This is a genomic window from Streptosporangium sp. NPDC006930 (genome assembly GCF_040635605.1).
Lineage (GTDB): Bacteria > Actinomycetota > Actinomycetes > Streptosporangiales > Streptosporangiaceae > Streptosporangium.
Window position 1 is genome coordinate 149,569 of record NZ_JBEYID010000020.1, and the last position, 10,034, is coordinate 159,602.

Genomic DNA, 10,034 nt, shown 5'->3' on the forward strand with positions numbered 1-10,034 from the left:
TTGCGAGCATCATGGGCTCATGTACCCGAGGTGATCCGTATGCCGTACGAAGGAGGACGGGTGACTGATCTGAATCTGGACAAACTCCGCAGAGAGTGGTTCGCAGCCTTTATTAGCGACCTTCTACTCCGGTCTGAGGTCCCCAGCGTTCGACCAGATCTGGGCGAACCAGAGCTGGCCTGGTCATTGCTCTGTGCGAGAGTTGCCATGCTCGACGGAAGGGGGTACCGGGCATCTGAGATCGGCGCCCTGCTGATCGAGAGTCACCTGTTCACCACTCCCTATCCGGAACAGCAAGACCTTGACAAGCTGATCAAAGCCGTGCGGCGGCAGACCCGATTCAGAGGCCGGTTTTCGCCGGTGAACGGCGCGCTACTGCCACTGCCCCCGGATGACGTCTATCTCCATCTCCTGGAGCACTGGGCAGCGGAACGGAGTCGGAGCTTAACTCCTGGGCAGATCCAGCAGGAGCTCACTCAATTCTGGGGTGTGAAGGACGTGCGGGTGCTTCAGGGCCTGAGCTCTCTGCCCGCCGATCCTCTGAAGGACTACCAGAACCTCCTCAACCGTCTGAAGGCCGAGCCGGATATCCGCGCCCGGAACCTCGCCGCCGGCTCATTGACTCACCAGACGGTGGTGCATGCTGCGAACTTGTGGTTCGACCGGCTGTACTGGGATCCCAACGCTATCCAGCATCTGTTCGAGATAGGAGACGATCTCGTACGGAGTCGAGCAGCCGAGCGACTCCTGAGCAACACCCTGGCCGGAACGTCTTTGGACTCCGCTCTAGCAGGCGCAGTCTCTCGCGCTCTCTCGTTCGTCCGCGATCATCTGGAATCGACCGCCGACACGCTGAAGGGACTCAGCGCCTTCGAGTGTGATCTGATCCGCGAACGCACCGCCGACGAACAGTTCCAAGACGGCTGCCTGAAGGCGTACCTCGGCTGGGCGGATCCCCCCTTCTCAGGCTTCAGCGAGAACAACACGGCACGCGGGGTGTGGGGACCGCTGCCTTGGTGGAGCCTTGCCACGAAGGATGGACAACAGAGGGACGCCGCTGCGGCTCTGCTGGTCCAGCGAGGCGCAAACCTATCGGTCGACGCCAGTGTCCCTGATCTGCTCGACCTCCGGATCACAGCACCGGGTCTCGGCTCTTCCAACCTCGATGCTCGCTATTCCTATGCTCTCAAGTACCTGCCCGACATGTGCGAACTCCTCCTGCTGGCCCGACGCGGACGGGTCAACGTCGACATCCTCGGCGAGAGTGAAGCGGATGAATGGGAGCAGTGGAATGTTCTCCTATACGGCACCCTGGTCATCGAACTCGATGGCGAAGTCGCCTCCGACCTCGCCCTACGCGCTACTCGGGCATTGCGTGCGTTGCTTCCTCCCATCCACGCCGACGATCTGTACCCGGGTGGGGAGAACATCCATCTGGCGAAAATCCTCCAGACAGCGGGCTACTTGATGCCAGAGCAGGGACGCTTCGAAGCGCTCTAATCCTGCCATGCATGATGACCGCCGAATCAGACAATTGCCGGGGGCCGTTGGGATTGGCCACCGCCCTCCATGAGTTCACAACCCCGGGTGAGTCGCTTGCCTAATTACACCGAGGCCCAAGCCGAAGCCATTACCTGCCTAGACGAGCCGCTGCAGATCATCGCTTGTGCAGGCTCGGGCAAGACACAAGTCATCTCACAGCGGATCGCTGCCATCCTTGCCCAACCGGGCATAGAGCCCCGGAACCTTATCGCTTTCACGTTCACGGAGAAGGCCGCAGCCGAGTTGAAGGAACGCATCCTCTCGATCCTCGAGAAGGAAGGCCTCGAGACGTTCGGTCTTGCCGAGATGTACGTCGGCACGATGCACGGGTATGCGCTGGACCTCCTTCAGCGACTGGTCCCCGAGACCTTCAAGTTCTCGGTCCTCACCGAGATCACTTCCCGGATGTTCGTCGACCGCAACAGCCGCAAGTCGGGCCTAACGGTCTGTCCGACGCTCTCCAGCGGCACGCCGTACCTGCGGCGGTTCTTGCACTCGCGGCTCTTCCTGCAGGCTACGAGTGTTCTACGGGAAGACACTGTCGACTGGGACCTTGTCCCAGTCGGTGTGGTGGCATCCTTCGAGGACTATATGAAACTCCTCTATGGGCATGCCTACTTCGACTTCACCGAGATGATCCACTTGGCGGTCCAGTTCCTTGAGGGTGACGTCGACGAAGACGAGAGCGCCAGCGTCGTTCAGCAGCACATTCGGGACGACATCCGATACGTGGTGGTCGACGAGTACCAGGACGTGAATCCGCTTCAGGAACGGCTGGTCCGCGGCCTGACCCAGTTCGGCGCCACCCTCTGCGTGGTGGGTGATGACGATCAAACGATCTACCAGTGGCGGGGGAGCGAAGTCTCCAACATCGTTACCTTCAAGGATAGGTACGAGGGCGTCCGCCAGGTCACGCTGGCCGAGAACTTCCGGTCCAGTGAAGGCATCGTCGAAGTCGGCCGGTCCGTCGCCGAGCGAATTCCGGACGCGAAGCGACTTCCCAAGGCGATGGTCCGGGCTGGGCATCAACGGTGGCAGCGGGGCGACATGATCGCGCGCGAGTTTACCGACGAGAACGACGAGGCTGCATGGATCTGCGACCGTATTAAGGCCATGAGGGGTCTCGCTTTCCAGGACACCTCGGACGGGGAAGTACGGGGACTTTCGTGGTCGGATTTCGCGGTCCTCTATCGCTCGGTCGCGAATGACGCTGGTGCTCTCGTGGAGGAGATGCGCCAGCGTGACATCCCCTATGTGGTGAAGGGTCTGAATCGGCTCTTCGACAGCCCCGAAATCCAGGCAGTTGTCGGCATCTTCCGCTACATGGCTGGGCTGATGACTGCTTCGAACCTTCGCGATCTCTGGGCGGACGCAAAGCTTCTTCCGTCAACCGCAGACTGGGCCGGCGCAATGGCGCTGCTGGACGAAGGGCGTGACTTCAACCGCGGCGAGCGTTGGGGCGTGTACAACATTCAGCGTCTCTACCTCGAGTTCATGGAAGCCCTGAGTCTGCGGGAGGAGACACTTCCAGGAGAGCCTGTTCGACGCGAACTGGTCTTCTACCAACTGGGCAAGTTCAGCCAGGCGATCTCGGATTTCGAGCAGATCTACTTCAACATCGACCCCAAGCAGAAGTACGAGGCGTTCGCCGCTTGGCTTGAGCATCAGGCGCCCGGGTACTACGCGGAGTCGGACGCAGACGTAGGTTACGCGACGCCAGACGCCGTCACGCTGACCACAGTCCACCAGGCAAAGGGCATGCAGTGGCCGGCCATCTTCCTGCCTTGTCTTCGTGCGAACCGCTTCCCGGCCAAGCGACAAGGGGGACTTGGGTTGTTCCACCTCATCCCCGAGACCGCCGTGGGGGACGCCGACCGATACAAGGGCACGCTCGATGACGAGACGCGACTGTTCTATGTAGCGGTGACGCGTGCTCAGAAATACTTGTATGTCTCCTTCTCGCCGGGGCCGAACCAGCTCTACAGAAAGCGGTCGGTCTTCTTCGACCACTGCGCGGCCCAGCAGTGGTTCTCGACCCGAGACCAGGGCATCCGAGCAGATGCGCTACGGCTTGAACCGCAGGCTCGGCACGAAACTCCCAACGTCACGCTGTCGTTCTCGGAACTGAAATACCTCTTCGAGTGCCCCTACCAGTTCAAGCTTCGATTCCTCTATGGGTTCAACCCGCCCCTCCACGAGGCACTCGGCTACGGGAAGGGCCTCCACGACGCGCTCGCCGAGATCCACAAGCGGGCGATCAACGGCGATCTGGCTTCCCCTGCCGAGGCTGAGGGCCTTGTCATCCGGCATCTACACACTCCGTATGCCTACCCCGAGCTCAAGGCAACCCTCCATCGCGCGGCCGTCGTGGCAGTCCAGCGCTACCTCAGGGACCATGAGACTGACCTCACGCAGACAGTGCACAGTGAGAAGCAGGTCCAGGTGCACGTGGCGCCGGGGATCATCGTCGATGGCCGCATCGACCTCGTACGCAGACTCGACACCAACGAGCTCGCGATCGTCGACTTCAAGTCGACGGCTCGAGCTCAGGACGAGGACGTGACCCGGGATCAGCTGCACGTCTACGTGGTGGGCTATGAGGAGCTGACGGGTGAGCGCGCGGATCTCATTGAGGTATTGAATCTCGATGAAGAGGGAAAGACGATCCGCGAAGAAGTCGAGGATCCGCTGCTCATCGGTGTGCGTGCACGGATCAAGGAAGCCGGAGACTCACTGCGCGACAACAACCTCCCTCGGTTGTCCATCTGGAGCGAGCAGTGCGGCAAGTGCGACCTGGCCGAACTCTGCCGAGACGTGCCAATGAAGGCGAAGCGAGACCGACGCGCGGCGACGGGACGTTGACGTTAATTGGCAGTCGGTGAGTATCCCAGCGATTGACCAAGCAGCCCTCTCGTCGAGCGGGCGCTCGGGGTTCCTGACTCGTTGCGCTCGATGTCCGGCTCCGCCACGTCCTTCCATCCACCGTCGAATCCGAAGTAGTCGATCCGGCTCGCAGGGTTCTGGATGCGGTAAATCTTGAAATCATCGCCCTGCGCGTTCTCTACGACGTAGAGCCAGAACAGGTCTCCATCCTTGACCGCCTGCTGATGCTGGCGGCGCGACAGCATGACGCCAGCGATGGACCACTGGCCGCCCGTCGACTTGATCTCGATCCGTCTCACGAGGTCGCCGCGCTTGTCGTACGACTCGACATCGAAACCTGCGTTGCTGTGCGCCATCTCATGGGGACCGCGGCCGCAGTTGCGCTCGTACTCCAGTACGCGCGCGACGCCGGCCATGTCGATCGGTGACAGGTCTGGAGCCTCGTCGCCAACGGCTCCGCGATCGCCCTCATCCTCGTCGGTCTCCACGACGTAGGAGCGCAGGCGAGTCTGTCGCCCGGTTCGGGTATCCGATCCGCCTCCCTTGCGCCTTCGCTCGCCCGTTCCCCTGCCGCCGCCACCGCTACCACCGCCGCCCATGCCCGTGCCGCGGCGGTTCTCCTTCTCATCGGGAGCCTCGTCTCCTTCTGACTCCACGGCTTCGCCGTAGCTGCTTCCACCTACATTGTCCTTGGCGTCAGCATCCGTCAGCGCATCGTCCACGAAGTCTTCGGCTCCGATGGCGTCGTCACCTACGTCTGCCGTGGGGCTCCATGAGGCTTCATGCTCGGTCGTGTCGAGTTTCGCGATACCGAAGTCATCGAGTGCGCGGTGTGCCTCTTGAGGCGAGGTCGCACTCAGGATGGGCTCAAGCCGCATGGCGAGTGGACCGGGGTCGTCGTCGGGCGCGATGGCCCGGGCAAGTTCTCGTGCGAGTGCGCGGTCCGACGCCCCGTCCGCATACACGAGATAGTCCTCGTCAGGCAGGTAGATCGCGTCGGCATCCTCCGGGTCGATCTCATGCGGGTAGCCGAAAAGTTCGGCGCGGTAGGAAACCCGAAGTCGGGCTGCGCGCAGGATCGTGAGTTCTTGCAGCTCATCGAGGACCTGCTCGTCGTCAAACACCCGCCGGAGAGCGCTCAGACGACCAGCGATCCTGCTGGGGAGCTCGGCATCGACCCGGGTATCGACGTCAACCAACTTGGCCTTGATAAGTTCCTCGACCCGCCGCACTCCGGCTTCGGCAAGGGCCGGCCAGATGCCATGAACACGCGGGATCACGTTGTGAGCGAGCCGCGGGAAACGCTTGTGAAGTGCTCGGCTGTCCTCGAAGAACAGTTGATCCGGCCGCGCCAAGAGTCCGCGGGGATCAAGGGTTGAGCGCATGCGCCCCAGCGCTGAAAGGACGCTGCTGGCCTCGGCATGCTCCAGGAGTTCAGACAGCCGGCTCCAGCAGCCATGGATGGCTTCTGCCCCATCCTGGTCCACCTGGTCTGTGCCGTATTCATGAAGGATCGATCGCAGTACGGCCGCGATCTCGGTCGGTCCGGGTTCGTGCTTCACGCCGACGACGTCGAAGAATGGCTTATACGGAAGCCAGATTTCAGGGATTGTTGTGCCCCACCTACCGAAGGGCGACTGCTGCCAGAACGCGGTTTCTGGCACAACAAAACGTCCTCGACCGACGTAGACACACGGCGTCCCGCGCAATTGCTTTACGGCCTGATGATCCGCGTTGTTGCTCAGCACCCGGTAGACGTCCGGGTTCATCTCACTCTCGGCGGTTGCGCAATGTTTGAGGTGAGCCACAACTATCGCGACCGGCGGAACCGACGGCATGCCAAGCCAGATCAGTTGCGCGAAGTAGCGGATTTGGAGGTCTGCGGCCAGCCCGAGTTCGTTGCCCTGAACGCCGTACAACTGGCGTGCGTTGGTGGGCAGCACTTCGCTGGGCTTCGCGCTTCCGCCGCGCTTGAGTGGAAGCCATCGTTGCGCGGTCAGAAACTCAGGTGGGCTCTTCGGCAGGTCGTCCTGGGCCTGGAGTGTCCGCAACACCGCCTCGACGACAGAGGCGTCTAAATATTCGTCTGCGAGGGCAAGCCTTTGGACCGCCGCGGCAAGGGCATGATTGGAGGGTATCTTCTGCACGCCGAGCCAGTCCAAGACAGCGGTAGCTACGCCAGCAGTGAGTGCGACGGGCAGAGCGGGCGCCAGCTTCGATATCTCCCAGGACGGCAGGTGTACCGCCGGTGCGGGACGTAGCTGCTCGTCGGTACAGGGCACGAGCGCGGCTGATGCAATGCTCTCCCGGAGTCCGGCGAGCTCCTCCTGGTGAACGGCGATGAGCTTGAGAAGTTCGCTCGCCTGGCTGATGGCGATTCTCCCCGCCTCTGCTGCAGGGAGAGCATGAAGGCGGATGTAATCGACGATGTCGAGCGGCCGCGCGCCGAGCGTGCTCAGAAGTTTGTGGTAGTCGCGTGCTGTTGTGTGTACCACCAGGCTCGCGACCTCAATCGGGTCGCGGAAGTCGTTCGGAAGTGACAACTTCGTCAAGGGCTCAAATCCGGAGGCAGTTGGAAAGATCGGAAGCTCGGCGACCTTCTGACGAGTTGTGGGGTTGGTGATCCCCACCAGGTTTAGGTTCAGCCATTCGAGAAGGTTGTCAGAAAATGCGCCGAGTGCTTCGGGGTCTACGCCCTGCAGGATGCGTGCGGCACACGCGACGTCCAGGGGCGAACATGCCTCCCGGAGCCCCGGGCAGTGCCTCTCGATCGTCTCCACATCCGCAATCAGCAGATCGTCGACCAACACCTCGAACAGCGTGCCATCGTCCTCCGTTGTCGGCCACACGACCTGAGATGGCGGCGCGACCATGCCATTGCGGCAAGGAACAATCGCCACATCTCCGATGCCATCAACGTTGGCAACCTTTCCTGGCAGGCGCTTGAGCGCGTCGAGAATCTGGATCAGTTCATCGCGGTCGAGCGGGCCATCTGACAGGTTGAACGCCTCGATGATGCCTTCGGAGCGGAGTTGCTCGACGACATCCCGGCCAGTCAGCAGTCTTATTCCATACGCCGTGTACACACTGTTCGTGTGCAGGCGTCGGTGCAGGTGCCGCGCAACTATCGGCAGGCCAATTTTGGCCAGCGCCTCGCCAGACTCGTAGAGCTCTGACTCTGCCGGAAGTAGCACGTTTTTCGGCAGCGCACGTGTGCCGCCGATCGTATCGACGACGGGAAGACCCGGGACCACCTGGCGCAAGGCACTGAGATACGTCGCAGAGTGGTTCGGTTGATCGATGCTTGCTCCGCGGCCCAGATCCGTGATGCCGCCAAGGAACTCCCAGAACGCTGGCAAGCCAAGTCGCTCAGCGACCCTGCCTGCTTCCTCCGCTATGCCTCGTGCGACCGCAGAGATCGCTGCGCGGTTCCACTCCGAGTAATACCCGGAGGACTCGAAGCGGACTGCCTTCCGGTCAGTGCTGGGAAAGAAGGCAGCATTGACATTGGCGGGCAGCCCGCTGGGAGTCTGAGTCGGTAGCGTGGCGTAGAGCACACCGGAGTTGATGCTCTGACCGAGCGGCACCGCGATGGTGACCCTCGTGGGCCGCTCCCGATGGATGAGGCCAGCTGCACGCTCCACCAATGGGCGAGCATCCGCCTGGAAGTCCGACTGGATGGTAAGCCACCACGTGCTGGAGACCGCATCGCGGACGACCACTCCGTCCTCAACATCTTCGCGCTCGATGCAGAACCTACCGCGCGAGGTTTCGAGTTCAATGCTGGTCACGTGCTGCAGGAACAGCGCCGTGGCGTGAGCATCATCGAGGAGCGCTGTCTCAATTTCCGCGATCGTGTCGTCACTTACTGGCGGGACTTCGAGTTTCTTCCGAAGTGGGCTAGCGGCGCGGGCCCATGGTAGAACGAATGTTGTTCCTGGCCCTCCGTGCGCTCTGGTGCACTGCTCGTCGCATGATCGGAGGCGTTGATCCTCCTGGGCAGTTTCGTCAAGAATCCAGTGCTCATCGCCGTACAGAAGCTCGGGAGCATCCGTGATCTGGTAGACCGAGGTGAAGCCAACCCCGAAAGCTCCAGTTGTGGATGCGTCGCCCGCCTTCGTACGTCCGGCGAACCGGCGGAAGGCATGAAGGTCACACCGCTTTGTCCATGAACACTTGTCGCCGTCTTCTCCGCAGTCGGTGAAGGTGCCATCGTTCCAAACCGTGAGTGCGTCGTCGGTCACCGTGAATCTGATGATGGTGGCATTGCCAGCGTCGTCGGCGTTCTGGGTGAGCTCGTGAGGGATCGTCGTCGCCCCACCGAGGTCTCGCAGCGTCGTCGCAAGCGCATCAAGATAGTCGGACGACTTCGAAAGTGCCCGGCGCTTCCGCTCATTCACGACAGGCGTAGCTGCTCGTCGAGCGGGACGGTCATCGGAGGCTGCGCCTGAGTCCGTAGACAGTCGGCAAGGCCGAGCCTGTCATGACTGGGCCATGACAGGTCACCGCCGTCGCTGCCCCGCGGGTCGAACGAGGTCCGGTAGAGGGCCGACGGCTTCTCGACGTATAGCGCGTCGAGGGCAGCGCCTACCACCGTCAGGGGGCGAGTCTTCAACTCAGTCATAGATTCCCTTTAAAAGGATTTTCGATCTTCCCTCACCATAGCGCCTGATCTTGGGGGTTTCTGGTTATGCGGCAGGTTGGGTGGCGACGATGCAACCAAGGGGTTCGAGTTGGCGGAGGTGGCATACGGTCGGCGGGCAGCACTTGGTCCAACCGTTCCCATACTCCAGCGTGATGCCAGTCCCGAATCCGCCGTCAGCCGGTCATTCCCGAGCTGAATAGCTGGTCGGTCAAGAAGTACCGCATGCCCAGCCGGCTCGAGCATCTGCGGCCGAGGGACGTCGATACCAACTCAGTGCGGGACGATCAAGCAAGCATGCGATCGCTTGCAGCGCGTTTACTGAGGTTGAAATCTCGGCGTAACGGTGTGCTTGGGGCCGATTCCGGTGCGTTGTCCATGTGGGTGTAGACCTGGAGGTATGAGATACGCGGACAGAAGCGGGGGCTTGTCCGCCCGGGCTCGGTCGCAGCGTGAGGAGCTGCGGTTTCGGGCTGCGGACATGTTCGCCGGAGGAATGGGTGAGCCGCAGGTGACCCAGTTGCTGGGCATCACCCGCAAGTCGGCGTGTGAGTGGCGTCGGGCCTGGCTGGCGGGCGGCAAGGCCGCCCTGTCCTCTCACAGGCCTAGCAGCAGATGCCGGCAGCGATGAGCAACTGAAGCGGCTGGAAGTGGAGCAGGGAACGCGCACGCGGTGATGTATCGGAGGATCACCTATCATCGCCGCAGAGGGGAGGCGAAGGGGTTCGGGCCGGGGGATTTCACCGCTCTACTGAGTGCGGCGCACCAGCGGCTGGGCTGGTCGATCATGGTCGTCTGGGACGGGCTGCCCGCGCACGTCTGGTCGCGACGCGAGCCCTCTCTGTCAGACTCCTGCGAGACACGGACATATGAGTCCTTTTGATGTGAAGCAGGGCGAGACAGGACGATCAAGCAGTGACGATGACCTTCGCTGACCAGGGCGCCATGAGGGGGCAAGATGGTCAGG

At 62.0% G+C, this 10,034-nt stretch carries 5 protein-coding genes; 3 read left to right on the top strand and 2 right to left on the bottom strand.

From position 1 onward, the window contains the following. Positions 1-60: 60 nt before the first annotated feature. The gene (locus tag ABZ664_RS29910; RefSeq protein ID WP_362516892.1) at positions 61-1,500 is read left to right on the top strand and encodes a hypothetical protein; all 1,440 of its coding nucleotides are present in this window, start codon (positions 61-63) and stop codon (positions 1,498-1,500) included. 96 nt (positions 1,501-1,596) lie between these two features. After that, entirely contained in the window at positions 1,597-4,404 is a 2,808-nt protein-coding gene (locus ABZ664_RS29915) for an ATP-dependent DNA helicase (protein ID WP_362516894.1), read from the top strand. Positions 4,405-4,406: 2 nt separating this feature from the next. Here ABZ664_RS29915 and ABZ664_RS29920 read toward each other — a convergent pair whose 3' ends face one another. Both ABZ664_RS29920 and ABZ664_RS29925 read right to left on the bottom strand, forming a co-directional pair. Next, positions 4,407-8,825: a DUF3883 domain-containing protein gene (locus ABZ664_RS29920; protein ID WP_362516896.1), complete on the bottom strand. Its 4,419-nt coding sequence runs from the start codon at positions 8,823-8,825 to the stop codon at positions 4,407-4,409. After that, positions 8,822-9,049 (bottom strand): hypothetical protein, encoded by a 228-nt coding sequence (locus ABZ664_RS29925; RefSeq protein ID WP_362516898.1) that lies wholly within the window; start codon positions 9,047-9,049, stop codon positions 8,822-8,824. The genes ABZ664_RS29920 and ABZ664_RS29925 overlap by 4 nt, the downstream gene beginning before the upstream one ends. A gap of 418 nt (positions 9,050-9,467) precedes the next feature. Between ABZ664_RS29925 and ABZ664_RS29930 the strand changes: the two genes are divergently transcribed. Further along, entirely contained in the window at positions 9,468-9,698 is a 231-nt protein-coding gene (locus ABZ664_RS29930) for a helix-turn-helix domain-containing protein (protein ID WP_362516901.1), read from the top strand. Positions 9,699-10,034: the final 336 nt, after the last annotated feature.